23 protein-coding genes and 1 pseudogene are annotated in these 24562 nt (G+C 59.7%); 4 read left to right on the top strand and 20 right to left on the bottom strand.

From position 1 onward, the window contains the following. Positions 1–32: 32 nt before the first annotated feature. The 3 genes from JMY24_RS30555 to JMY24_RS30545 all read right to left on the bottom strand — a co-directional run bounded on the left by JMY24_RS30555 (position 33) and on the right by JMY24_RS30545 (position 4269). Positions 33–2354, bottom strand: a complete 2322-nt coding sequence (locus tag JMY24_RS30555) for an SMC family ATPase (protein ID WP_128597420.1) — start codon at positions 2352–2354, stop codon at positions 33–35. After that, on the bottom strand, positions 2342–2773 hold the full coding sequence (locus JMY24_RS30550; protein WP_236597582.1) for a hypothetical protein: 432 nt from the start codon (positions 2771–2773) through the stop codon (positions 2342–2344). The genes JMY24_RS30555 and JMY24_RS30550 overlap by 13 nt, the downstream gene beginning before the upstream one ends. A 380-nt stretch (positions 2774–3153) precedes the next feature. Further along, complete coding sequence (locus JMY24_RS30545; RefSeq protein WP_236597581.1) at positions 3154–4269, bottom strand: metallophosphoesterase family protein; 1116 nt, start codon at positions 4267–4269, stop codon at positions 3154–3156. Positions 4270–4389: 120 nt separating this feature from the next. Between JMY24_RS30545 and JMY24_RS38590 the strand changes: the two genes are divergently transcribed. After that, positions 4390–4626 carry a hypothetical protein gene (locus JMY24_RS38590; protein ID WP_236597580.1) on the top strand — a complete coding sequence of 79 codons (237 nt, stop codon included), beginning with the start codon at positions 4390–4392 and terminating at the stop codon, positions 4624–4626. Here JMY24_RS38590 and JMY24_RS30540 read toward each other — a convergent pair whose 3' ends face one another. From JMY24_RS30540 to JMY24_RS30520, 5 genes and pseudogenes are all read right to left on the bottom strand, one after another. Continuing rightward, on the bottom strand, positions 4627–5214 hold the full coding sequence (locus JMY24_RS30540; RefSeq protein WP_243672254.1) for an NADAR family protein: 588 nt from the start codon (positions 5212–5214) through the stop codon (positions 4627–4629). Next, positions 5096–6779, bottom strand: a pseudogene (gene ltrA / locus JMY24_RS30535) (group II intron reverse transcriptase/maturase); the annotation flags it as partial. The gene JMY24_RS30540 and the pseudogene ltrA, both read right to left, overlap by 119 nt. A 580-nt stretch (positions 6780–7359) precedes the next feature. After that, a complete protein-coding gene (locus tag JMY24_RS30530; RefSeq protein ID WP_236597577.1) occupies positions 7360–7500 on the bottom strand; it encodes an NADAR family protein in 141 nt (46 codons plus the stop codon). Positions 7501–7686: 186 nt separating this feature from the next. Then, positions 7687–9147, bottom strand: a complete 1461-nt coding sequence (locus JMY24_RS30525; protein WP_128597417.1) for a recombination directionality factor — start codon at positions 9145–9147, stop codon at positions 7687–7689. Then, complete coding sequence (locus JMY24_RS30520; protein ID WP_128597416.1) at positions 9144–9410, bottom strand: DUF7696 family protein; 267 nt, start codon at positions 9408–9410, stop codon at positions 9144–9146. Before JMY24_RS30520 ends, JMY24_RS30525 begins: the two co-directional genes overlap by 4 nt. A 628-nt stretch (positions 9411–10038) precedes the next feature. Here JMY24_RS30520 and JMY24_RS30515 point away from each other — a divergent pair. From JMY24_RS30515 to JMY24_RS30505, 3 genes are all read left to right on the top strand, one after another. Next, a complete protein-coding gene (locus JMY24_RS30515; protein WP_201703436.1) occupies positions 10039–10641 on the top strand; it encodes a DUF1845 domain-containing protein in 603 nt (200 codons plus the stop codon). A 91-nt stretch (positions 10642–10732) separates the two neighbouring features. Continuing rightward, positions 10733–11590: a hypothetical protein gene (locus tag JMY24_RS30510; protein WP_128597415.1), complete on the top strand. Its 858-nt coding sequence runs from the start codon at positions 10733–10735 to the stop codon at positions 11588–11590. Between the two features lie 13 nt (positions 11591–11603). Continuing rightward, the gene (locus JMY24_RS30505; RefSeq protein ID WP_128597414.1) at positions 11604–11996 is read left to right on the top strand and encodes a bactofilin family protein; all 393 of its coding nucleotides are present in this window, start codon (positions 11604–11606) and stop codon (positions 11994–11996) included. Between the two features lie 133 nt (positions 11997–12129). Here JMY24_RS30505 and JMY24_RS30500 read toward each other — a convergent pair whose 3' ends face one another. The 12 genes from JMY24_RS30500 to JMY24_RS30445 form a co-directional block, all read right to left on the bottom strand. Then, positions 12130–13818 carry an ATP-dependent helicase gene (locus JMY24_RS30500; protein WP_201703434.1) on the bottom strand — a complete coding sequence of 563 codons (1689 nt, stop codon included), beginning with the start codon at positions 13816–13818 and terminating at the stop codon, positions 12130–12132. Positions 13819–13832: 14 nt separating this feature from the next. After that, complete coding sequence (locus tag JMY24_RS30495; RefSeq protein WP_201703432.1) at positions 13833–14702, bottom strand: ATPase; 870 nt, start codon at positions 14700–14702, stop codon at positions 13833–13835. A 323-nt stretch (positions 14703–15025) separates the two neighbouring features. Beyond that, positions 15026–15631, bottom strand: a complete 606-nt coding sequence (locus tag JMY24_RS30490; protein WP_128597412.1) for a DUF4400 domain-containing protein — start codon at positions 15629–15631, stop codon at positions 15026–15028. Further along, positions 15621–15812, bottom strand: coding sequence for a hypothetical protein (locus tag JMY24_RS30485; protein ID WP_236597576.1), 192 nt, complete (start codon positions 15810–15812; stop codon positions 15621–15623). The genes JMY24_RS30490 and JMY24_RS30485 overlap by 11 nt, the downstream gene beginning before the upstream one ends. A 49-nt stretch (positions 15813–15861) precedes the next feature. Further along, positions 15862–16380 carry a hypothetical protein gene (locus JMY24_RS30480; protein WP_128597410.1) on the bottom strand — a complete coding sequence of 173 codons (519 nt, stop codon included), beginning with the start codon at positions 16378–16380 and terminating at the stop codon, positions 15862–15864. A gap of 10 nt (positions 16381–16390) precedes the next feature. Next, complete coding sequence (traD, locus tag JMY24_RS30475; RefSeq protein ID WP_128597468.1) at positions 16391–18262, bottom strand: conjugative transfer system coupling protein TraD; 1872 nt, start codon at positions 18260–18262, stop codon at positions 16391–16393. Then, on the bottom strand, positions 18262–19635 hold the full coding sequence (locus JMY24_RS30470; RefSeq protein WP_128597409.1) for a TraI domain-containing protein: 1374 nt from the start codon (positions 19633–19635) through the stop codon (positions 18262–18264). The genes traD and JMY24_RS30470 overlap by 1 nt, the downstream gene beginning before the upstream one ends. Continuing rightward, positions 19632–20645, bottom strand: coding sequence for a type IV secretion system protein (locus tag JMY24_RS30465; protein WP_236597575.1), 1014 nt, complete (start codon positions 20643–20645; stop codon positions 19632–19634). Before JMY24_RS30465 ends, JMY24_RS30470 begins: the two co-directional genes overlap by 4 nt. Before the next feature lie 18 nt (positions 20646–20663). Further along, positions 20664–21398, bottom strand: a complete 735-nt coding sequence (locus tag JMY24_RS30460; RefSeq protein WP_128597408.1) for a TrbJ/VirB5 family protein — start codon at positions 21396–21398, stop codon at positions 20664–20666. A 21-nt stretch (positions 21399–21419) separates the two neighbouring features. Continuing rightward, positions 21420–23879 carry a VirB4 family type IV secretion system protein gene (locus tag JMY24_RS30455; RefSeq protein WP_201703431.1) on the bottom strand — a complete coding sequence of 820 codons (2460 nt, stop codon included), beginning with the start codon at positions 23877–23879 and terminating at the stop codon, positions 21420–21422. Beyond that, the gene (locus JMY24_RS30450) at positions 23873–24184 is read right to left on the bottom strand and encodes a VirB3 family type IV secretion system protein (RefSeq protein WP_128597406.1); all 312 of its coding nucleotides are present in this window, start codon (positions 24182–24184) and stop codon (positions 23873–23875) included. The genes JMY24_RS30455 and JMY24_RS30450 overlap by 7 nt, the downstream gene beginning before the upstream one ends. Further along, positions 24177–24557 (bottom strand): TrbC/VirB2 family protein, encoded by a 381-nt coding sequence (locus JMY24_RS30445; RefSeq protein WP_128597405.1) that lies wholly within the window; start codon positions 24555–24557, stop codon positions 24177–24179. The genes JMY24_RS30450 and JMY24_RS30445 overlap by 8 nt, the downstream gene beginning before the upstream one ends. Between the last annotated feature and the right edge of the window lie 5 nt (positions 24558–24562).

The following is a 24562-nucleotide window of genomic DNA, read 5'->3' as shown; positions in this document are numbered from 1 at the left end:
GATCCCCACAGGGTTGAAAGATAAATTGACGCTCAGACTGCAAGCGCCTCTACGTCGATAACGGCGTCAGCTTCGGCAACCAGGTCCGGCGTTTGCGAGATGAAGAACTCCCGCTCGTAGCCGCCCTGTCGCAGAACTTCCCGCTTCATGCGCATGAACTGCAGCTTGCGCTGCGGATCCAGCGGACCATCGGACTCGTCGCTAAACAGCGTCTGATACGGCTGGCCCGCATTACTGGCCAGATACAGCGCAATGCCGCGTGTCAGACATTCGTTGATCCAGACCTTCTGGCCGCCCGACATCACCGTCACTGCCTTGGTGCTGTCGATATCGGCGTCGTGCACGAGGATTTCAAATCCCTCGCGCAGTTCGCCGCTTGCCAGTGCACGTTGAGTCTGGATCTCGACCGTGAAGCGCATGCCATAACAGGCAAGCAACAGGTCGTTCACCATTTTCGTCAGCGCCGGGCCTGCATCGTCGATCGTCAAGGCAATGACACCTTCATTGCCCAGCCCCTTCGCAAGCAGCTTCCAGCTGGCGATCTCATCGGAGATGCGGTTCGCACGCGACTGCGTCGCGTCGAATCCCGCCAGCTCTTTCGCGATGGCCTGCCGCTCGACTTCACGGGTTGCCTGTGAACGGATCAGCGATTCGATCCGCGCATCGGCTGCGGTGATGCCGTCGCGACACTGCGTCAGTTGCCGGTCCAGATCTGCAATGGCGGCCGTCACGTCTTCGACACCGAGCCGCGCAACTTCTGCGTCGAGTTCGCGCGCCTGCACCGACAGGCTGTTCTGTTGTATCTGTCGTCGCTCGCGAACAGACTTCGCCTCGGCTTCCACAGCGTCCAGTTCTTCACTGGCCTTGCGAACGCCTTCGGTTGACGCATCAAGCAATGGCTGGCGCGCCGCAAGATCGACCGCCGTTTGCAGATCACGCCGCGAGGCTGCAATCTCCCCGGACAGCGTCTTCAGTTCGGCGCGCCGCGTAGCAAGCTGCTGCACTTCGGGCGTCAGACGATCCACCGCTTCGCGGCTCGTGCGAAATGCCACACGAAGGTTGTTGAGCGAAACGCGCTGCTCAGGAACCTTCGCATCGGCTTCACGCGCCTGGGCAAGCAGAGGGCACGTGTTGTGCATCGCGTGACCCGCACAGGGAACGGCAGCGATCACGCTAGCCTGCTGTTCCAGCGACTTGAGCAACGACGCCTTCGACTCGCCCTCGGATGTCAGCCCGTTGATGCGCGAAGTGGCCGCGGTCAGTTCAAGCTGCTTGGCCTCCAGTGCTGCGATGGCCTGCTGCATTGGCTCGACACGCGCTTCGAGGCTCGCCAGACGTGCCTGGGCACCATCGCGCGCGGCGGCAGCACCCAGGATGGCGTCACGCTGCGCGATCACCGCGTTGTGACCGGCAATCGACTCGCGTAAGGCCGACAGTCGCTGCGTAAAGCGGCGATCGTCAGCCAAGCCGTCATTCACCAGTGCCTGCAGTGACGACGCGATCAGACTGCGTCGTCCGGCCAGTTCCCTCAACCGCGCTGGGGCATCCGCGTTCGCAGTCTGTTTCGCAACCAGAACTGCGCGCTGATCGCTCAGCGTGACTGCACGTGCATTGAGTGCCTCACGGCTCTCCCGAGCCGCTGCGACTGACTGGACATCCGAAACGATGGCCTGATCAATCTGCACAACGCGGTCGCGCTTCGCCCCGAGTGCAACAAGCTGCTGGTGCGTCGCATCGAGCGCGCGGCCGAGAACCTTCACGACGTCGCCAGCTTTCGCCGACAGCGCGCGCAAATGGTCGATATGCAGAAGCTCCGCGAGCAGCCCTTTGATTTCACTTGCGCCATAGGACGCCAGTGGTCGGCGGTTCTGTGCGGAAAATACGCTGGTGAAAAAAGACTCCAGCGAGCCGCACACCGACTCGACGCACGCATCGTAGGTTTCGGCTTTCCCGTCTGACACAGTGCCGTCTCCGGTCTGCATCGGTTGCCATGTGCCGCTCGGGTCGCACCAAGCAAGGAAATACTCAGCCTTGCCGGTTTTGCCCGGTTTGCGGAATGCAAACGACGAGCGGTAGTAGACTCCGCCGTGCTCCCATTCGAACTCCTTGAGGGCGTGCGATCCGTACAGGTGGTCCCAGTACGAGAATCCGTCGACAGAAAGCTTTGTGGCCCGCGAAGGCATGATCCGGTACGGATGCAGGTTGTCCATGATCGTGGATTTCCCCGCACCGTTTGGACCCGTCAACGCGATCAGGCCTGACGGCAGGGACACGAGATCGAGTGACACGCTCTCGCGCTTCATGCCGTCGCGCACGCCGATGAAACCGGTCAGGGTCAGCTTTAGTGGGCGCATGAGGCGACCTCCGGATGCGGTGCATCGAAGAGATAGTCCGACGGCAGCCACGGCACATCGTCGTCGTTGGCGTACATCGTGCCAACAACGGGATCTGCCAGACGACGTGCGTCGGCCACTTCTGCCGCAGCCGCCTTTTCAGCGGCCAGCTGCTCGGCGGCAAGCTTCTCTGCCGCCTTCGCTTCAAGCGCGCCTGAGACAGCTTCCTCAACGAGGTCGCAGGCCTGCGCGTAATCGGCGCTTGCCTGCCGCAACAACGCATCCCAGTTGTCGCAACCGGTCAGCACACGGAGCTCGCGGGAACCCCACTGATTCGCATACCCGCTGTTGAACGACCACAGCAGGTTCTGCATCTGCACGTCCGGCACCAGCGCCAGATCGGCACTGACCGAATCAACGCGTTCCGCAAGTACCAGCAAACGACCCTTCTGCGCGATTACCGCGCCGCGGCTCTCTCCGAACGGCTGATGGAAAATGCCTGCGCTGAATCCAGCGTGGACCGTGAGGACCTTCTGGATGTCGCGAGGCGCACGTGCTGCCGAAAAGTGCCGGACCCATCTGGCGCCGGCGGGATAAAGACCAAACATGAGGACACTCCGAAGAAAAATCGGCGGAGTGCATCCCATGGGGGGATGATTCCCCGCCAGGGTTAAAAGAAAAAATGGATGCAGCGAACTGCGATCGATGCGTCAGAGACGCGGGTAAATCCTGTTCCGGTAACACGCGAGCAACGTGCTACCGGGACACGACTCGTGTCCCGCGCGGGAGCGCCTTACAGGCCACTCCCGCTATATGGCGGCTACGCCGCAAAAAGATCGTCATTCAGCCAGTCCAGCGTTGAAGGCTCAGTGCCAGCGGGCGCCGACGGCACCGCGGAAGCTGCCGGCGCATCTGCCGCGATGGCACCCACCGCTGGGTGCGGCAGCACGGTTGCAAGCGTCTGCGGATCAGACCGCTCATCCGGCTGTGAGTCGATGCGCGCCAGAACATCGGATGCGATCGCCTCCACCTCGGCCGAGACCAGCAACTGCAAGCGCTCCTGAAGCGGACCAACATCAACGAAAGTCAGTTCGGCCCAGCGGGCGAGTTTTCCCTCGACGGTCGTCTCGAGACTGATGCCCTCGGCACGACTGCGCACGACGGGAAGGACCCGCGATTCGACCTTCAGGCCCGCGGCGCCGGAAAACAGCGCCTTGATGGCTTCGCGATCGACGGCCTGCCGATGCTCCTCGTCGATCTGCCAGCGCACACGCACGAACTTGTCGGCTGCGTGCGCGGCGATTTCAGCAAGGCGGCCCATGTCGGGCGGCCCGTCGAAATCGATACAGACCATCTGACGCGATGGCGTGGTGATGAGCGTTGCGCTCGCCACACCAGGTTGCACATCCCAAGCGAGATAACCCTTCTCGCCCTCTTCGCCGTAATGAAACCGGCCGATCGATCCGGGATACGCAACCAGTCTTCCCTCGCGCGCCCACTGCTGCGCCTTGTGGATATGGCCAAGCATGAACCCATCGCATTCGGCCTCGAAAAGCGCCGTGAGCGAGAACTCATGGTCAAAGCCTGCCATCACCACGCCATGCTCCGTCGTGCAGCCATTGACGGTGCCGTGCGAGACACCGACCGTCGGGATACCGGCTGCCCGAAGCTGCGTGTTCACGCGGCCTGCCGCCGCCAGATATGCGGCAAGCACATCGCCCAGCTCCGTACCGGCTGCCAGCGCGCCAACGCTCGCGGCCAGTTGGCCCTTGTTGACCGTCGGGAGGCACGTGAACACAACTTCAGGCTTCACACCGATGAACCGGCCCAGCTCGTCGTCCGAGAATACCGGGCCCGCCGAGGCCCAGAAACGACCGTCGATGAGCGCGACCTGCGAAACGCGATCGGCAATGTGCACCTGATGCGCGCCGCCCATCAATGCAAAGTTGTCGAGCGTGCCCGGAGGTTCGTGAGAGAACGTGCCTTGCAGCATCAGCACTGGCATCGCGTTAGCGAGCCGGTGCACCTGGGTAGCAAGCGCGTGCAGGGACGGTGCATGAGCGTCGAGCCGATGATCGGTCGAATCGCCGGAAATAACACCCCCCTGTGCGCCGCTCGCGATCGCGTCGCCCACCGCAAAGCTGAAGCAGCGTTCCGATTCGGCCAGATTGTCCGGAGCGTAATGCAGGTCAGAAAAATGAGCGAGTTTCAAATTCGCCTCCGTAAAAAGCACAAAGGCCACCCGAAGGCAGCCTCATGGATGAACACCCGCGAGGGTGTGAAGAAAGGATGATCAGTTCATTGCGAGCGCATCGCGAACCCGCATCAGCGTGATGCCGAGCAGGTTCTGTCCGCGCCATTGCGACCGGTCAGTCAGCCGTGGATCGCGCTCGCCCAGGCCGATGCCCCAGATCAGATCGTAGGGACTGGCTTCGACAAGTTCGGTCGGCGCCGTGGCAAGCAGGATGGATCTGAGCCCCGGGTTCTGCGCGAACTTCTCGCGACATCCCACGAAGACAATCGACTCGCGCTTCGCTTCCCAGATTTGCTGATCAAAGCCGGCCACCTTGCGGCCTATCATCTTCTGGGTCATCGGATCGCGAGTGGCGAGGATCCTTGCAGCCGACTTCTCGTCGCTGAAGAGCTTCGCCTTGGAGAAGTCGGGTAAGGGAAAGCCATTGCTGGCTGCCCCTCCCCTAAGAACCGGACTTGAAAGTTTCCCTTCATCCGGCTCAAGCCTTTCTAAATCCCAGTCAAGGAGCCGGCTTACGAACTGCGATATCTCGGCTATGAACCTGCCTGTGACAATTGGGGTGCAGGAAAGCGAGATTGGAGATACTGCTGCTCCCGCCCCGCGATCTCCAACGAATATGATGAACATGCCATCCACTCTGCTTGGTGATCTTTTCCCCGCAGTGAGCGCACTTGCCGCCTTGAGAAATCCAAAGCGACAGGAGCACCCTCCGACCGGTCAATGATCTCGCCATCCGAAGGTTAAGACGTTCTTCGAAGTAGCTTTCCCACCTTGGGTCATATGGATTCGTCTCGCCTTTGACAGCGACGTGCCGAACGATCGTTATTTTGCTCAAGTGTTGAAGCTTGAACAGTTTTACATCGCCCGGACTCGGGTTCTCGCTCATCTGCCGCGAAAACCCAGTCCCGAGGACCGACACGGTGAAAATACCGGTTCTTGATCCACGGGAGACGTTTCCTTGGGTGCCTGCGTTTTGCCCACCGCCACAAACATTGCCAAATCAGGAAGTCCACTTTGTGAAATGTGTCTTTCGCGACTACGTGCCGGTGATAGTTGCCCCAGCCCTTGACGATTGGATTCAACAAACGGATCAGCGTTGACTGCTTAACCTGCTTGTTGTTTCTGACTACATCGCGAATCTTGTCCATCAGCGAACGCACGCTTTTATCCGACGGCCGGATCAGTAGCTTCCCGCCGTACTTCCGGATGTTCTGACCGAGAAAGTCGAAACCGTGGTCAATATGCGTGATGAGGGTTTTTTCCTGTGAAAGCTCAAGCCCTCGTTCCCGGAGGAACGCTACGACTGCCGGGAGTACTTCGTGTTCCAGGAATTCTTTCGAACGCCCCGTGATCACAAAGTCATCCGCGTACCGGACAAGATTGACACACCCCCTAAGCTTGTTTTTCGAAACCCATGTAAATCGGTCTCGAAGCATGGCCTGTAGCCCATCCAATGCGAGATTGGCGAGTACGGGGGAGATGATTCCGCCCTGAGGGGTACCTTCCTCAGTGGGCGATAAGACACCATCGCTCACAAATCCCGCCTTCAGCCACTTGCGGAGTATCGCTCGGTCCATATGAACGTTCGCGAGTAGCCAGTCATGACTGATTTCGTCGAAGCAGGCTCTAATGTCACCTTCCAACACCCACTGCGGAGAGGCCTTCTTTCCCAGCACACCGAAGCACCGTTCTATGGCGTCAGCCGCAGATCGATGTGTACGAAAACCGTAGGAATAACCATCGGCAATCGTTTCAGCCACCGGATCGAGAGATAGTAGGTGCAGCGCTTGCATCGCTCGGTCGCGGATTGTCGGAATACCCAGGGGTCTGAGCTTTCCGTTGCTTTTCGGAATATAGATTCTCCACAGAGGTGACGGTCGGTAACCTTGTCGCCCCATCGAAAAAATGGCAGCAGACTTTGATTCCGGCGTAGACCAGGTTTCCCCGTCCACGCCCGGCGTGTTCTTGCCTCGATTCTCAGTTACCCGCTTCACGGCTAGAGCTTTGCCATGAAACGAATGCGTTAGCAGCCATTGCAAGGCTTTCACCTTGCCCCAGCGGCCTTCGCTCGTTGCCTTCACGATTCGCGCTTGCAGCCTTCTCACTTCTCGATGACAGCGGGACCAATCAATCTGGCGCCACTCTACCGAGTTATGGGAAGGCGCACCTGCGTCTACCAACGATGCAGTCATCTGCTTTCCTTCCTTAAAAGGTTTCTCAATACATCTCGTGATGAAAGACCACGTGGAAGTGGGCTCCCTTTCGGGCCAGACAAAAACAGCTGCCTGTATCTCGGTCATTACAACCGAGCCTTCGCTTTTTCCACGATCCCATACCCGCAATCCATCGTCGCATCTTGCGATGCTCCTACCCTTGCGGGAGATATACGGGCTTACCGCGTTCCACGTAAGTAACACGACCGGGTTAGGGCCTGTCTTTTCGCCGGTGACTGTTGCGTCCGTGTGACCCGAATGATGAGCGGGTCAACCAGTCACGTACCGTTTTGGTTCAAGCCTGTCAGCACGTTTGGCTTGTTGCAATTAACGACGTTTATCGACAGTTCACATGTGTTACCCATACCGATCAGCCTAGCGACCGAACCCCAGTTGTGCTCGGAGTTCTCGGCTACCCTCGCGGGATCACCTAGCCCGAAGGCGATCTACATTGTCCTCAAGGCTTCTCACGGTGCCGTTACCAACACCGCGAGCTTGAGTAGGCTACTGCACACGGAAATGCAGGTTTCTTCGCTAAGCATCTAGCTGAAACAATTACTTACGCGACTTCGCGTCGCACCATCATGAACTGTTCAACGCTCGTGAACGCAACGGCGTGATAGGTGAAGCGGCAGGGATGCCAGTTGCTGAACACATCGTCCGCGCCAAAAAACGCGGTGAAATTGCCGATCTTGCGCACAGGACGACTCCTTGAAAGCCAGACAGAAAATGGGCCGCCGGGGCGGGCTCTTTTCGATGCGCAGTTGCGCGGTCGAAAGCATTTGAGCAAACGCAGGCTTGCTGAAATGTTCTCGCAATCGAAACAGGAAAGAAGCAGGAAGGAAACCAGCCCCGAAGGGCTGGCAAGGATTGAAGGAACGTCAGATCAGTCGAGAAACGTCGGCTGTCTGGCCGCGCCGATCTCGCGATCGAACGCTTCACGGTCGGTCAGTGCCTGCACGAGTCGCTCGTTCATCTGGTCGACGTCCTGCTCGCGTTCGGTCCAGCCGCGCCCGAACCTCGTATGGGCGTAGATGCGGAAGTCCTGTTTACGATCCTCCGCGCTCAGGCCAAGCCGTTGCAGCAGGTCGGACATCCGGTCGCGCTTGTCTGCAAGCGTTTCCATCGAGCCGGCCGTCGCCGGCTGTGCTGCAAGCACGTGTTGCAACAACGGACCGGCAGCCGCCGCATTGCCTGCACCTGCCGTCGAAGCGGTGGTGACGGTCGCCGCCGCGGCTTCGTTTGCCGTCGCAGCTTCAGTTCCAACAGTTACCGTCGTGCCGACACCTGTGCCCGCCTCCGGGTCGACGGACGCGTCCATCACGGTACCTTCGGCAACCGCGTTACCGATTGCTGCATCGACTTCGCCGCCGAGCCGCACGACATTGCCGCCCGCTTCGATCAACGCGACCGCCCGGCTCGCCGTTTCCAGTGCGGAGGGCGCATCATCGGCTGCGTCTAGCAACGCACCGATATCGATGTCTGCATCGAGTACCGTGAGCATCTGGCTCGCTCTCACTGCCTCGCCGTGCTCGTTGATCCGCGTAATGTCGAACTCGCGTTTTGTGATCCAGAATCGCGTGCCTGTCAGTTTGCCCCGAGCAAGTTGCACGGTCTGCATCGCTGAGTAGGCCTTCTGCAGAACGTAGATCGAGTTCGTCGGCAATTCAATCAGGCCGAGCCCCTTGATGTCCGGCACCGCGAACACGAAACTCGCAGACAGGTTGCAGTGTCGCGCCTGATACTGCGGGCACTGTTCCGGATCGCAGATGCCGTCCGGAATCGCCTCATCCTGGCGACGTACGACGGTGCGTCCGCCGAAGTGACGGACCGCACGTTGCGCACGCGGATCGCGCTCGATCTTTGCATATGTCATGCAATAGCGGATTCCGTCGCGCTCGTACTGGGAGAAGAACTTCCGACCATTTGTGCCGTATACGGTCATCTGGTTCGGCAGGTTCTGCATCCAGTCATTGAACGCGAACAGTACGGGAAACCGGTAGAGCTTCACGCCGTCACCGCGGTCCTCGCCGTAGAGCCGGAGGATTTCGTCGGCCACGTCCGGATTATTGAAGTCCGAGCGGCGGCAGGTGAAATATGCGGTGTTCTTCGGCACGAGCGCGTTTTTCAGGTTGCATTTCGACTCGAGCACGGAAGCGATCGTATCGAACGAATCACCTGCTGCGACCATCGTGTTGTACAGCTCGACCGCACGCGCGTTGCCACGGGCTTTCGATGTGAGGACTTTAATGCCCGGGCGAATGTGCCCGATCACCGGCGGACGCAACGCCCGCTCTTCAACGACGCTGCGAACAGGGCCGTTGACCAGATTGACTACTGCGTTCATGAGGGTTTCCTTGCTAGAAAGAAAATGGCCGTGGTGCGCAACTCGCTGACTGAATGCTCCAGTTCGTGTGCTGCCGCCTCTCCGCGGCGTTCGGCTATGTGGGAAAGAAAGACGCGGCGATCCGGATCGCTGTACTTCGCGATCTGGGCAACCTCGCACCGTGCCCGCCATGCGGGCGACGCGGTATCTGCAGTGGTGCGCTCCTCTGCAATCGTGTGGCTGATCGCTTCGGCAATGCGCTCATCAAGACGGTCTGGAAGCAAGATGACCTCCTTCGGGACAGGAACGACAGGACGAAAAAAAACGCGTCCCTCGGAGTGAGGAACGCGTTTCGGGATTCGATGAAAATGACCCGAGCGCCACAACCCTTCCGGGGTCGTGGCGCTCAGGGAGCCGCAAGGCTCAGATACGAGGGCGTAAGTCGCCCTCGCGCAGCATGGTCACGCTGCGCAACAGCCCATTTTCGGAAAATCAATTCCGCCGCAGGATCACGGTTCAGTCGACTACGATCGTTCTACCCAGACTAGGCTCTGGAGAGAGAACACCCGATGTCCGGGTCCGAACGATGTCGCGGCGCAAATGAATGCGGCCGGCAACGAGTTTTATGACTGAATGAATGGGGAGCGCGGGCTAGGCGCTCATCAGAAGAAAATTCCACACCAGTGGCCAACCGGTCGGAGCATGCACAGGGCACGGCTTGTACAGAAGATGGACTCCGGGCTAGCCGGGGTCATGTCGATGCGTCAGAGACGCGAGAAGTAGAGTCAGTATTGCGCAAATCGCAGACCGTGTACGTCAGAAAGGTGACGAAAACAGCGCAGCTTTTACCCTTAAATCGTCTGACGTGCGCGAGCAAAATGGCCGGTGAGAGAGACCACCCGAAATAATCATATGGCCGCCGTTCTTGAACAGACACCGGAGCCGGATCCGCATCCAGCGCCAGGCGTCGCTCCAAAACCTGAACAGTCCATTGCCGCAACAGCGGGCAGTGGACTGAAACCCATTGATCGCCTGACCAGCGATTCGCGACTATCGCGCATCAACCCGGAATCAGACGCAAAGACCGTCCTGCGTTATTCGTCGCAGTTCGCGCGCAACTACATCCGCTCGGACTACAACTTCTGCGCCGCGAAAATTGCCGTCGCACGCGGCGGTAAAGTTCGCGCGCTGGAAACGGCATTGCGCGAGACCTCCGATTGGCTGCGCAAGACCGAGCAGTGGTTGCTGCGTCATCAGGTTCGTCCGATTGAATTACCGCACGATCTGATCGAACTGACCATCACCCGTCCCCTGGCGGGATTGCTCGTTCGCTGTCTCACGCAATACGACCGTGTCTACGCCCGCGCGACGGAACGCATGATGACAGGCAAGATCACGGGCGAAGACCGCGCACGCATCCTCGACAACGCTGAACGCCGATTGAAGCAGGTCGTACAGATCTGCATGCCGGACAACGATCAGTACGACTTCGACGGTGAACGACGCGAGCAATAACGCCTCGCCGTTTTCAGCACACGACGACAGTTCTACGCGCTACTTGACATCGCCCCGTGGTGGTTACGCTCGAACTGTCAAAGGAGAGACTATGAACCTCAGGGAAATTCAGGCATTGCACGCGCAATATACCGCGCAACCGGTGGTTATCGACATCGCCAGCCATACAGCGGCCATGCCCGCCTTGCCCGCTCCCGATCGCGGCGGTTCGGCCGGCGCTCGAATCGATAAATTCGTCGGCAAACTGAGCAAGGTCGGGAAGCCGACGCTTGTTGCGCTCGCAATTGCGGCGGTAGCCGCAGTCGGCGGCATGAGCATCGCGCGCATCTGGCACGCCATGCATGAGACGGTGGCAGCGCCGACAGTTCTCGCCGCATCTTCGGCAGCAACTCAAACGCCCGTACCGGCGAGCGAATCAACCCGCGACAGACCGATCGACGTCAACCCGGCGCACCCGCTCACTTCGAAAGACCTCGACTCCGTTGAGCCCGTCACCCATTCGGCACTCTCGAACGTCGACGCACGCTCGCTCGCTTCAACGACATCCGCTCCCGTAGTGGACCGGACGGTACCGACGGCACGGCCTGCCGCGGAGAATGTCGCGGCGGCGTCACCGATCCGCATCCAGCGGCCCGCAACGCCCATCGCGCCCGCGACAGTCGCCTCAGCAGCGCCGGCGCCGCAAGCTGTCCCTACGGCGGACTCGCAAGTGCGATCGCTACCGGCGCAAGCGCCGGTACCACAACCGTCGCCCGTCCAGTCGAAAGCGCCCGTCGCGACACCCGTACAGGAAGCGGCAAAGCCAGAGACACGTCCCGCGCTACGTCCTCTGCGTCATGTCACACGTCACCAGGTGACCACGCCAACCAATGAGGCGTCGCCCGAACCAGCAGCTACCACACAGCCCAAAGCGCAAGCCGGCAAGACCGGCGACGTGCAACTCTTTTGATGAGGCTCTACCAATGAAGCCCCAACCGCTTAACGTTACCCTGCTGGCAGCAGGCCTCTCCATTCACGGCAATGTCATCCTGGACCACGGCGTCAGCAGCTTTGGGATTGTGGACGGCAACATCGTTTCGAATGCCGGTCTCGTGCACATCGGACAGGGTGGCATGGTGAAAGGCCAGGTGGAAGGAGAACATGTGCGCGTCGATGGAACGGTGGAAGGCGACGTGCACGCACGTGGCGTCCTGGAAATCAACGGCCGTGTAAAAGGCAACGTCTACTATTACGGGACGATCCGTCTTGGCCCGCGTGCCTCCCTCGAAGGTCAGATCAAGCGTAAGAGCGATATGACCATCGAAAACGCCACGAGCAACGTCCAGCAGTTGTCCCGCACGGCCGGGACCGCTTGACACGCTCGCGTGCGTAACGAAAAAAAGGAGCGCTCAGCGCCCCGTTTCTTTTCCGTTTGCACTTTTATCCCCGCCACATTCCGGCATCGGACCGATTAGCACGTTAACTCCCGGGGAAACCGACGAATGCCTACTAGATGGAGGATTCGATAAGAAAGCGGGAGACGGGATTTTTTTTGATTGTCGCGATGGTCAAACCGTCCCGCGCGCGGGTCATCGCCACGTAAAAGAGGCGGCGTTCCTCGGACTCCGTGCTCTTCTCGTCAGGTACGACGCCCTCTTCGGCGCGTGAAATCCACACGTGGTCCCATTCCAACCCCTTCGAGCTGTGCATCGTCGTAAGCACCAGCGCACCATCAGCCGGTTTGTTGTTATCGCGCTTGAGGTATTCGATGCGCTCCGCAAAGGTTCCGCTCAACCGCGACAGCACATCGTAGGTGCCCTGTATTGCGCGGATTGCCTGATCATTCTTTGCGTAGGTCATCATCAGCTCGTGTACACCGTCCAGTACGAGCGAGTAGAAGCGTCGCTCACACATCTCCTGCCATTCAGACAGACGCTTCATGAAACTGCGGTATGCCGTCGCCGTGTCTTCTGGCAGACCAATGTCGACGAGATCCTTTTTCAGGCGCTGAACAAGCACCGGCCCCATGTCGCGATGAAGGGCGCCGAGCAGCGGTGTGCTCGTGCCCATGTATCCAAGCACCGCGTCCAGTCCGTTCTGCTTGCGCCCTTCCGCAACTTGCAGCAGGTTGCACATCAGCGCGCCTTGAGGCCGGTTCAGGACGGAACTACCCGAGGCGCGGAAATACGATACCCCGTGTGAGCGGCATACAGCTTCGATAGGGTCGAGAATCCGGTTCGTGCGCGCGAGAATCGCACACGACTTCCCTGCACTGAGGAGCGGATGCAGTGTCTCAACGGCGGCGACAGCGTCCGCGTATTCGTCGTCAGACCGCTTTGTCGCAACTGTGCCGCCGGGGCCACGCTCTGCCAGCAGAATCTTGGTAATCCGATCGGTGTTATTGCGGATCACCCGATCGGCGGCGGAGAGGATCTCGCCGTGGCAACGGTAGTTGCTGCCGAGCACGACACGATGCGCGTTAAACGTCTCCGCGAAGCTTTCCATTCCCCTGACGCCGAGCGCAGCGCGAAAGCCGTAGATGCTCTGATCGTCGTCGCCGACAACCGTGACCTGCGCGCCAGCGTTCGCATGCAGTTCGACCCATCGGTATTGCAATGGGTCGGTGTCCTGGAACTCATCAACGAGCAGATCGGTGAACTGATACGGTGCGATCTTGCCCGTTTCCATGCCGGCAACGGCAAGACGGAGCATGTCCTGAAAGTCGATTTTTCCGTTGCGCTCCAGCGCTGCCTGATAGGCCGCGTAGATCTGCGCGTCAGGCGTGCCCGCCTCGACCCGACCGAAATTAGTCTTGATGCGTTCGACGACGGGTACCACCTCCTCGGGCTTCCAGTTCAGTCCGAGCTCCGCGATAACGCGCGTAATCAGCCCCAGGCGATCGCCATCCGTCGCAATATCCCGCTTCCCGAGTTGCTTGAACGCGAGCGAGTGAAATGTCCCCGCAATCAGGCGCTTTTTAGCGCCGTCGCCGGCGAGCGCAAGGATTCGATCCCGCAACTCAAGCGCCGCGTCCTTGCTGAACGTGACGGCGCCGACGATCGCGGTCGGGTTGGACAGCAACAGCGCAGCCTTCGCCGCTATGGTTTTCGTCTTGCCTGCACCTGGGCACGCGATCGCGACACAGTGGTGGCGCAGTTCTGCGACCTCACGCTGCTGCGGATTCAGCCCGTCGAGCATGGTAGAAGGCCCTGTTAGCGGCCGCGGACGGTCGTCATCAGGCGCAGGTGGGTCATGTAGCCCCGCACGCCGACAGGATGGAATTTGCGCAGGAAGCGGGTCGTCTCCTCGTCGACGTCGGACTGGTCACGTACGCCGTTCCACACCAGAAAGTCAAAGTGATCCATCACCTTGTCGAACTTCATCAGCAGTGACAGAAGGCGCATCGAGAACCGCGAGTATGCCTCTACGCCGATTTCCAACGAAGGTTTGGTGACGCTTGGGGCAAAGACGATATCGCCCTGCTCGCGCAGGCGTGTCTCGGTCTTTTCACGGAAACCGTGAGCGACGCTCAGCTGCTCTTCGACATACGCTTCGAGTTCGCCGACCTGTTTCTCGAAGAACGCTGTGACGGCGCCCTGATCCTCCGCGCCGAATGTCGAGCGTCCGAAGCGCTGCATGTTGATGCTCATCCGGTTCAGGTACGGCCACCATTGCTCGAACAGCGGTTTGAGGCGAGTGTGATTCAGGCGGACCGCAGCTTGGACGACGGCCGCACCCGACAATTGGCGGTTCATGAGTTCGCGGCCGATCTCGCGGCGACGCTGCACGATCGCTGCGCGTTCCGCCGGCGACAGTTCACGGAACATCTTGCGCGTGCGAGCCACTTGCTCACGCTTTTCTGTCGCTTCCGCCTCGCTAATCATCCCTTCTTTCTGAAGGGTGTTCGCGGCATCTTCCATCTGTTGCAGCTCGAGCTCAATCTCCCCACCATCTGCTCCGTCGGTCGTAGCGGGGCCATCAGCAGTGGGGGGCGTCTCCGCAGCGCCAATGGCTGCGTTGGGATGGGCGGTCGCAGGATTGCTTGCAGCGTCGAGGTTCGTCTCTTCCGTGATGGTCGTCATAGTGGGTCCCTGTGGAAAGCACGCGCGAACGTGCGCGGTACGACCTTATTGTCACGAGGGCTGCAGAGCGAGATGCGTCCAAAACATGGACGATTTCAATCTGCTTTTGGGGGTAACGCCGATCCGGTGCGACCAACTTCCGTCGGCGTACGTCGGAGAGAGTGGGGATAGGTGTCGCGCACGCGCACTGAAGGTGGCGCATATGGAGGAACGGGAGGAGTTGCGACCAGCGAGCGCGAGAAGATTCGCGAAAGGGCCGTGAGCCGGCTCAGGGTGCTAACCCGGAAAGCTACGTGGTTTGCCGCAGCTTTCCGGGGAATATGTTACTGAAATGAGGACGCGGCCTTCCACAGCAGCGCACCCAGAATCGCCGCCACCGCGATCCAGTACTGTGCGAGTACAGGGAACGGCGCTGCAAGAACCGCGAATGCAACCCCAAAGACGAGCAGGATGCCGTGACCGGCAAGGTGAAACGAGAGAGGGCTGGCGAAGCCTGCAGCGGACGCCTTGATCTTGCGCCGCACAGAGCCGTCAACGAAGGCCGCAACACAGAAGACGAAAGTCCCGATCAGCCACAGCTTCATGACGCTCGCTCGATAGATCACGCGATAGATCTCAAGCCAGAAATTGTGGACCCAGCCGTGCGCGAACTCCGACACGCCTGCTTCACCGATCTCGCCGGAACCGGACGCATCGAGTGTCGCGCGGATAATGCCGGAGTCAACGAACCAGCGTCGAAACCGCGTATTGGTCAATGCGACCACCTCGTCAGCACGCTCAACCCCTGCTACGGTCTGCACGGAGTCGGCCTCTTCGGGCGGTACGGAAAACATGGACCTGTCCGGTATCGCGGGCATGACAAAAAGCGCCAGCAGCGGGACAAGGAAAAACCACCATTTAAGGTGAGAAGCGAAGCGGCTACCGGCCATAGGCTTGCATCGCCCATTCAATCAGCACCGGCACCACTCGGGACAGCATGTACAGCGGGAAAAGGATCAGCCCGAACATTCCAACGTAGAAATGGACTGGCATACGGGCAATGTAGAGCGCCATCCCGTATGCCCTCGCGCCGTCGCCACGAGAAAACTCGTCGGGACGCGACTCATCCATCACGTCCTGTGCGCGCGCCGTCGATAGAGCGCGTCGCGCGAGATCTGGATCAACCCTCGACAGCTTCGCTATTAGGAAAGGCGTGAGCGACATCGTAGTCCTCGAAATAGAGCCGGAAGTTTTCGCCAGTCAGCGCACGCGCGGCTAGCTGGAAGGCAACAGAGCGCTGCGTGACCACCTCGGGACACCGCTCCTCGACCATCTCCGTCGCCCGGCCCGCATGGCGCGCCTCGAAATCAGTGACCGGTTCGAGCATCGTCGGCCACACGTGATAGCGCTCGCCATCGCGCGCAATATAGCGCCGTGCATAGAGCCGGTGCGCGTGACTGAACAGTCCCTGCATGAACGCAATGTGCGGATTGCCAGTCTTTCGCGTGCGCTTGAACTCGGCGATCGCTGTGTCGAGCATCTCTTTCACGAGTGGCTCAGCCTCACCCATGAACTTCTCCCCAATGAAATCGGCCACCCGCGCGCAGGCAAGCTCAAGCTCCGGCGCCAGCGTGAAAACAGGAATCAGGCGGGACGACAGCTTGTGTTCGCGAATAATTTTTTTGAATACGGCAGACATGCGTAGGTTTTCAGCCTTGAAGGATTGGAATGCGGCCCTGGTACACGGCGGCGCCCGATATGCGCATGAAATATTGCAGGTTGGGCAGGCTGTGAATCAGGCGGGTTGGAATCAGCGGCGCTTTCTCCAGTTGAAGCGAACGCGAGACGCCTCCGGTGAATTCGCCGATATGGGCTTCGGTGCCGGTACTCGTACTGCCGGTGATCGTGATGTTGCGAATTGCTGTCTCCCCGACCTTGTCCGAGAACCACTGTGCCGTATCGGTATCTTCGAGTCTAAGGATGATCTGATTATTCAGATTGCCCAAAACCTGCAGCATTTTGGCGGCGTTTCCAAGCTTTGCCTCAAGGTCAGCGCGCGTCTGGAAAGCAACGAATGCCTTGAAGCCCGCCCCGCGCCCCTTGTTAAGGATCTGGATCACCTGTTCGTTGATCGCCTCAGCCACCTCGTCGATGATCAACACCACGTCGGGCGGCGTCTCGTAAAAGTTGTAGATCGAACCGCAGACCGCAGACACGTCTGCGAGCAGCATCGACGCAATAGCCTTGGCCACAATGCTGTTAGACAGCGAATCAAGACCAATATGCAGAATCGCTTTCTGGCGGATCACCTTTTCGATGGTCCAAACTTCGCGCTCGTCATCGAAGTCATCGACCTTCGGCGCGAGCATAAGACCCGTCTCGCCCGTCGCCAGCATCTGAAGCAACGGCAGCGCGGACGCGATAATCCGCATGTAGTGCTCCCGGTCATGCGTGTGGGTCGCAATCAGGCCGTCAATCGCTTCGTGACCCTGCTCCTGCGAAGCGAATCGTGCGCTGTAGAGCCCGATCATGCCGTCGACCAGCGTCGCGGCATTGTTGCGCTGACTTTGGCGGGTTGCTTCTGTAGCAACCTGCTGTTCCCAGTCCGTCAATCCCTTTTCCACGAAAAACCGCCGCAGCGCCTTTTCGAGCAATGGGGCGATACCACCCTGCGCGTACTTCAGGATCGAGCGCAAATTCGGCTTGTCACCGATGTACAGCTCGCCGTTCACCGAGCGGCTGATAAACAGGTAAGCAAAATCCCGGAATGGACCCTCTTCCATCAACTGTGCAATCCGCGCGGGGATTTCGGATGGCTGCGACCAACTGTCGAGCGGCTCGAGTCGCACAGACTCCGACGGCTTAGCCTGATTGAAATACAGGAATTTCCGGCCGGTGCGAGCAGCTTCCTTTTCCGCACGCAGCTTCCAGTCCTTGTCGTTTTTCGGATCGACGTTGATCAGCACGTCGCCCAGGTGAATGACCTGCGTCGAGATGACTTCGTAGGTGCGCGTCTTGCCCGAGCCCGTCGTACCGCCTACCGCCGTGTGTCCTCCCATCGACTTGTAATGGAAAGGCACCAAGGCTTTTTTCGGCTCCAGGCCGTGAATCCATGACGCGCCCTGCGGCATGCGATCCCGGATGCTGTCCTTGGGCGCGAACAAGCCCTCGATCGCGTCCTCAATCTTGCGGCCCGTCTTGGTCTTGTTGAGCCATTTCGGCAAGCCCGGGATATCCGTCGTTGGCATGCGCAGGATGTCGTGGGCAATCTGGCAGTGCTTCTGCGTCCATTCGAACCCGATGCCGAGGTACATCGAATTCGCCTCCTCGCGCATGCGCTTCTGAATCTGCAACAGCTTGGGAATTGGCAAGGTCGTCAGCCACTTCGTGGAAATGGCCATGCGAAATTTCAGCGCGCGCCAGATCTGGAACGACCGCACCAGAAGGAATGCGAGTCCGACGAGTGCAAAAATCCAGGCGTAGGGCATGCCTGAGAGCGGCAGCATGACAATCGCAGCGAGCCAGAAGACGGCCGCGCGAAGCTCGTAGATAGGACGGAAATGATTGATATAGGGAGTAATCATGCTGGGCGATCCAGAATAAGTTGGCCAGCCCGCGGCGTAAGCGTGATTTGGCCCGCTTCGTCGGCAACCATCAGGCTGCGCTTGCGCATGTGCTCAACGAGCGTGCTGCTGCTAACGCCGTAGCCCCCGACGAGTCGCTTGGGCAAGACGAGACCCTGGTCACTCCACTGGACCGATGCTTTCCCCGCCGCGACATCCTCACGCAATGCCTGAAACAGTTCGCGCACGAGATTTGGTACTCCCTTGAGTACCTCATCAAATGCCGCGGGCGGTGCCGATTCGCGACGATCTGCAGTCGGCTGGGAGGGAGACCTCATCGCGGACGGATCGACGGCGGGTTGCGAGGGTGCCGACGGCGCGGTTTTCGTAGCCGGCGAGATCCGCAGCGCCTCGTGCAATGGTTGCGGCGACGCCTTCGCGCTGACTGCCGACGGCTCAGGAGGCAGTTCGGCCGTCATTCCGGAAGGAGCGGCCGGAACGCTTACCGGGCTCACTGGCGCGGGGGCCGGGTCACTTACCGATTGCGGCGCCGCCGCGGTCGATGAAGCACCGGCCAGTGCCGACTGGCCGACCGTAGCAGCCGATGGCGAGGGCTGATCCGGGACGGGCGCAACAGCAACCACCGGCTCCAGCTCGGCAGCCACATGAACGGCCGATGGCACGTCGAACTGAACTGGCGCGAACACGGCGCGTTGCGCCTTGCGGTCGAATTCGTCGGCGGTGCTCACCCCTTGGCGCACAACCTTATGGAGGAGCGATTCCGCTCCCAGAGGCTGCATGTTCGGGTTGATCGCTCCAAACAGGTCCGACTGCACCTCGCCATCGAGCTCGGAAAGGAGGCCAGAGCCAACGAGAACCTGCGCCAGCATGCCCGTGCGCATCCGCTCGACCGCCAGCGGTTGCGCCCGGCGTGAAACGCGATATTCAGAACCGCCCAGCCACGGCCCCACCGCGCCATGAACTGACGGATTCCAGGCCTGCTGATCCCTGTCACGTTCGATCACGAAATATCGGAACGGCTCGTCGAGCCGGGAACAGACAGCAGCGAGGAAGACTGCGTAGTTGTATTGCGGCTCGATGCGCCGGCGTTGCTCGGATGGCAGATTGGTACCGAACTTCTGGCCGCCCGCTAGGCGCATGGAATAGAAAGCAGTCTCCACGGTGCAACGGAAGGCACCGCCTGGCTCACGATAGAGATCGGGGCTGAGCGGCAATGAGGAAAACCACGCCGCGCACGATTCCAGCACGGTCATCCATTTCCGCGAGAGCTCGCCTTTGCTCACTTCGTTGGCGCATTGCGCAATAAGATCGACGCGTCGCTGATGCTGTGTCATCAGCGCATCGCTCGTCGTGGATGCGTGCAGCGTCATACCACTCCCGCCGTCGCTGTCTTCGCGACCTTCCCGATGATCGCGCCGCTGGCGTTTGCACCGCCGCCGAACATGCCTGCGATCTTGGGAATCTCGAAGGAGACAAGAAATACGAAGAATGCGAGATCGAACACCTGGGCAGCAGCTCCCGAGGTTGTCAGGCCCAGTGCTGCTGCATCATGAACGGCGTCCACCATGCTGTGCGTAACGAGTCGCATCAGGATGGCTGCGACGACGATATACATCCCCGCGCTGACCATGTAGTCCAGCCACGTCTTGAAATAGCCGCGCGTGAAAGAAGAGAAGCCGAGTGCAAACGCGATCTGGCCCATCACAACACCGGCCGCGAACTGCAATTGTCCGATGTTGATGAAGAACACGAATATGATCGAAGTCACCGACAGTAGCGCCCAAGCCAGAAAAAGCGGAATCGTCGCGATCACGATGTCAGGAATCATGGTCAGGTGAAAACCAATTCCGGACCATGCCTGCACTGCGGAATCGAAGACCTGGCCGGCAGCGTTACCCATGATACTCAGCGCGCTGGTCATGTTGGCGCCGCCTATGTCGTTGGCCATCGAAACGAACCACCTGTAGAAGTTCGGGGCCCAGCTCGCGAAACCGACATAGATCGACGCGAAGATGCCGAGAATACCGAGCTCTTCAAACAAGGCGACCCACGCGATTACCGGGTCTTTTGTCGCGGCAAACCGCACAGCCGCGAGCACGATGGTGATGACCGCAAGCCCGCTGGCGAACTTGTCAGATTCCTGCTGAATACTCTGCGAGGCGGCCACAGCCGTATTCATGATCGACGAAAACAACGCGGTAATCTTATCGATCGCGCGGGCGTTACCAGCTGCCGTCTCGCCCGCGCTCACATACGGATTGGCAGTTGTTCCGCTGGCGGCCGCCGGCGCCGCCGTGTCAGCGAAGGCCGGCGGCGCTATGACCGTGACTAGCGCCAACAGCGAGAGGACGACCAGACATCTCAGCTTACGCAACATCATGGTTGACTCACAAATCCATTAATTGCCGTAAGCGGCACGCTCGGCGGCCTGCTGATCGAGAAACGCTTTCGCGTTCGCGGACCGCGTCTTGTCTTCTTCGTTGTCTGCCGTTTGCTGCTGCGCATCTTTCTGTGCCTTTCCGGCCGTCATCTGCAACAGATCGCTCATCTGGCTCGACACGATGTCGAGGTAATGCGTCGTAAGCTCTGCCGTCGCCTGCGCCGTGGGGGTGAGCGACATCTGCGACTGCAGATCCTGCCGTCGTTTCGCCAGGTCCTGCACGTGCTGCAGGACGTTGTTCCCGGTCTGCATCAGCTGAGTCGCCTGCTTGTCCCGCTGGGTGTACAACGTGCCCATGTCTGCGAACCATTGGGCATTCGATTTGCCCGAGCGCGAAATCATGGTCTGAACATGCGACAGCCACTGATTGCCGTCCTGCAGGTCGCCATAGAGGCTCGTTGCGTTATCGGCGAGTTGTTTGTACTTGCTGATATCCCCGGTAATCTGGTCGTACTGTGCCTTCATGGCAGTTGGATCCAGGTTGGTAGCCTGGAGCAACTGGTTGGCCATCATCTGGTACTGGTAAGCGATGTTGCTGTCCTGGTAGACCTCGGTCTTGACGGCTTTGAGGGCCGTGATGGTGTTCTGGATCAGGTTAGTCGGGTCAATGACCGTCAATTGCGCGTGTGCGGCTTGCGACGCGAAGAACGTCATGCCGACGGTCAGGGCAAGGCGTGCCAGAATCTTTGTCATCTTGGATATTCCCGTTAGAGATCAGTCGAGTGTCATCATTTCGGCGAGATACCCTTCCCGCCAGTTAACGGCGCCCGACGTGTAGTGCTTGTCGAGCATCGCCTGCGCGCGACCGTCGGAGCGCAACACCGCGAGCGTTTCCTTCGGAAAGCTCGCCTGAAGCATCCGTGTCTGCGATGGTGTGACCCACAGGTAGTCGCGATTTGGCGCGGCCTGCGCGATCATCTCGATCTGGTCGAGCGTGAGGCCGAACTTGTCGCGATACAGATGCAGGTTGTTTTTCGCATCCGGATTGGGCAGGTAGATGATATTCGGGATGTTTTCCTTGAGCACCTCGAAGTCCGCGATACGGGCGACCTGAGCAAGCGATTGTGTCGCCATCATCAAGGTAGCGTTAAGCTTCCGGATGGTCACAGCCCAGATTTCCAGCCGCCTGTAAAAGCGCTCGTTCTGAAAAAAGAACCCGGCCTCCTCGACTTCGATCACGGTGTAGCGCTTGCCGTCCAGCCACTGCGCGATCCGGTAGAACGCGTAATCCATGAAAAGGGCGGCGGCCACCGGGAAGTTGTTGAACAGGTCGCCCATCTCGATGGAGATGTCGTCGGACAGCGTGAAGGCGTCGTCGACGTGATCGAAGAACCGACCGTTTTTCTCGCCCTTGGTCCAGACCGCGAGACGGTCCCGTAGCTCGGCCGGAAGAATCGTGTTCAGGAACGAGAGCGTCCAGAACTCCGGGCCGTAGCCTTCGCCGAGCGTGACGACGGCCTCGAAAATCTCCCGCTCGTTTGCCTTGCTGCAACGGAACGAATCGTCTTCGATCGCCATCTGCACCCATTCGGCGACGTAGGGGAAATGCTTCTTGTCGCTCAGGAGGGAAAGCGGATTGACCGACGTTGCCGCCTCGAAGCGTCCCGTCGCATCGATGAAGCGACCACCGGCCAGCACGGTCGGGATGCGTGTCGAGCGGTCCTTGTCGAAGCGCACGCGCCGCGCGCCGTGACGGCCCGTCTGTGATATGAGGAAGTTGAGCATGATCGACTTGCCCATGCCGATCGGCCCGAGCACCAGCAGGTGCGAAGCGCCGCCGGGCCGATGCAGGTTCACACGCTGCAGCGTTTTGTGGCGCGTCGGGAGCATGGTCAGCGGCCCGGTCTTCTGGCCGGACTGTTGCGTCAGCCAGTCGTTGACGGTACTGCCCTCAGCTACGCTGCGCACGGGCGCGATATCCGACACCGCAGGCGTTTCAACGAATTGCAGACGCTTCTGCTTGTCCCAGCGACCCGGGAGCGTGGTGTTCCATGCAGCCGCAAGATTGTCTCGCTCGAGAACTACCCCGAAACCGGCATTGCCGATCTTGCCAATCACTTCGCTGGTCGCGTCGTCGCACTCTTCTGCGGTATTGCCGTAGACAATGACCGACACGTTGGCGAATCCGTACTGCTGTCCCTCTGCCGTGATTTTCGCGAGCGCTTCTTCCGCTTCGTCCGCAAGCATCATGCGGCCCTTCTCGTTTCTCTGCTCTTCCTTGGCGAAAAACCCTTTGATAATCGCCCACGGATTGAACGCTGCGATCTTGTAGAAGCTGCGAATCTTGTCGATGTACTGCTTTGCCTTGCTGGTGTCCAGAAAGCGGAACATCACGCAGATATCGAGTTCTGCGTCGACTTCCGACAGCACGTCGAGTGCCGCTTCCTGGAAACCCATCCATTCCTTGACAGCCACGATCTTGGCGTATCGCACGCCGTGCGCCGACTCGAACATCAGGTGTTCGGCACCGTAGACGACTGTGCTTTCCGTCAGGTGCGTATCGAGCATCGTGACCGGGTAGCGTACGCGACGCGGCGGCACGGACGGATTGGCCGTCTGATGCAGGTACGCGAGTGCGATCTGCAATTCCAGCCGCTTTGCCTTCAGACGCGTGATGCCACCCTTGAACGCATCGAGAATGGACTCGAAACGCTTGATGTCGGACGTCATGCGCTCCAGATCGAAGACGAACGCACTACGGGCGAAGAACGTGTCTTTCGCCGTCTCCACAAGCGCCGACACCATCGACTTGCCGCCCACCGTCATATGGTAGGCGACCTTGTCAAACACCTTGTTGATGCCTGTTTCCGGCGTGTAGGCGAGCGAGAGCGAGTGGGTATTGCGGAAGAACTTTCCGCTGCTTACGTGATTGCGGTTGATCTTGTCCACATACGCGTCGATGTCCGCGGTGAACTCACCGTCAATTGCACCGCGCACACGTCGATGGGAAAGCCGCCACCACGCCGTGATCCGATGATCAAAATTCTTGCACGCGTTGTCCAGATTCGTGCGCATCGACGAGATGTCGTCGGCGTTGGGCGAGTCGGCATCGACCCCTTCAAACGTAAAGCAGGTCAGCAGCGACCCGTCCTTGTCGAGGACGAGTTCGGGGGTGACCATGGTTGCCCACGGTGCAATTTCCTGCACCGGCCGCCGCACAATTTTTTTCAGCATGGAAGATCCTGATCGAAACCGTAAGGCCGCTTGAATCGCGCGGAAAACTTCGCGGACGGCAGCGGCTCGTGCAGGTCGGGATAGTGGTTGTAGACGAGCATCACGTCGCGCCACCACGGGTCGCGGCTGCTTTTCCAGCGAAGCACCCAGTGGATGACGATACCCACGGCGAGAAACGCGAGCGTCATGCTCGAATAGCAGAGCAGCAACGTAAGCGTTCCGTTTGCGATGGCCAGCCCGCGATCCGCGCCACCCATCTGGCGCGGAAGCGACAAGCCCCGGCTGACTTTGGTCTGTTTACGCACAGGTGTACGAGATGCCGAGGTGGTTCTTCACGATGTTCACCGCACAGGCAGCGAGGCCCAGGCCGACCAGCACCGACGAGATCAGCTTTCCAATCGTGCTTTCCGAACTCGCGATCGCAACAGCACCAACGATGATGAGCACGATGCCAATCCCGTACAGCCACGGGCCGCTGATATATGCCTGGATCAGACAGATGACGTCGGTTGCGGCGCCGAGGTCGCTGAGGCTCACCGCCGATGCGAACGGCGTGAAAAATGCGAGGCTCGCCGCCACGATGGTCGAGCGGATCTCACGGCGGCTCAGAAAGCGCTGATATGTCGCGGCCGAAAGGGCTCGCAGACGCGACTTCACAGACCTGAGGGACTTCTTCATGACAC

The sequence above is a fragment of the Paraburkholderia kirstenboschensis genome (assembly GCF_904848585.1).
GTDB classification, from domain to species: domain Bacteria; phylum Pseudomonadota; class Gammaproteobacteria; order Burkholderiales; family Burkholderiaceae; genus Paraburkholderia; species Paraburkholderia kirstenboschensis.
This window is presented reverse-complemented; position numbering and strand designations above follow the sequence as displayed.

Coding starts and splice junctions, on each gene's coding strand:
- JMY24_RS30555 (WP_128597420.1), bottom strand. CDS start 2,354: ATGCGCCCACTAAAGCTGACCCTGACCGGTTTCATCGGCGTGCGCGAC.
- JMY24_RS30545 (WP_236597581.1), bottom strand. CDS start 4,269: ATGGGCGGCGCGCATCAGGTGCACATTGCCGATCGCGTTTCGCAGGTC.
- JMY24_RS38590 (WP_236597580.1), top strand. CDS start 4,390: ATGAGCGTCGAGCCGATGATCGGTCGAATCGCCGGAAATAACACCCCC.
- JMY24_RS30540 (WP_243672254.1), bottom strand. CDS start 5,214: ATGTTCATCATATTCGTTGGAGATCGCGGGGCGGGAGCAGCAGTATCT.
- JMY24_RS30525 (WP_128597417.1), bottom strand. CDS start 9,147: ATGAACGCAGTAGTCAATCTGGTCAACGGCCCTGTTCGCAGCGTCGTT.
- JMY24_RS30515 (WP_201703436.1), top strand. CDS start 10,039: ATGGCCGCCGTTCTTGAACAGACACCGGAGCCGGATCCGCATCCAGCG.
- JMY24_RS30510 (WP_128597415.1), top strand. CDS start 10,733: ATGAACCTCAGGGAAATTCAGGCATTGCACGCGCAATATACCGCGCAA.
- JMY24_RS30505 (WP_128597414.1), top strand. CDS start 11,604: ATGAAGCCCCAACCGCTTAACGTTACCCTGCTGGCAGCAGGCCTCTCC.
- JMY24_RS30500 (WP_201703434.1), bottom strand. CDS start 13,818: ATGCTCGACGGGCTGAATCCGCAGCAGCGTGAGGTCGCAGAACTGCGC.
- JMY24_RS30495 (WP_201703432.1), bottom strand. CDS start 14,702: ATGACGACCATCACGGAAGAGACGAACCTCGACGCTGCAAGCAATCCT.
- JMY24_RS30490 (WP_128597412.1), bottom strand. CDS start 15,631: ATGGCCGGTAGCCGCTTCGCTTCTCACCTTAAATGGTGGTTTTTCCTT.
- JMY24_RS30485 (WP_236597576.1), bottom strand. CDS start 15,812: ATGGATGAGTCGCGTCCCGACGAGTTTTCTCGTGGCGACGGCGCGAGG.
- JMY24_RS30480 (WP_128597410.1), bottom strand. CDS start 16,380: ATGTCTGCCGTATTCAAAAAAATTATTCGCGAACACAAGCTGTCGTCC.
- JMY24_RS30470 (WP_128597409.1), bottom strand. CDS start 19,635: ATGACGCTGCACGCATCCACGACGAGCGATGCGCTGATGACACAGCAT.
- JMY24_RS30465 (WP_236597575.1), bottom strand. CDS start 20,645: ATGATGTTGCGTAAGCTGAGATGTCTGGTCGTCCTCTCGCTGTTGGCG.
- JMY24_RS30460 (WP_128597408.1), bottom strand. CDS start 21,398: ATGACAAAGATTCTGGCACGCCTTGCCCTGACCGTCGGCATGACGTTC.
- JMY24_RS30455 (WP_201703431.1), bottom strand. CDS start 23,879: ATGCTGAAAAAAATTGTGCGGCGGCCGGTGCAGGAAATTGCACCGTGG.
- JMY24_RS30445 (WP_128597405.1), bottom strand. CDS start 24,557: ATGAAGAAGTCCCTCAGGTCTGTGAAGTCGCGTCTGCGAGCCCTTTCG.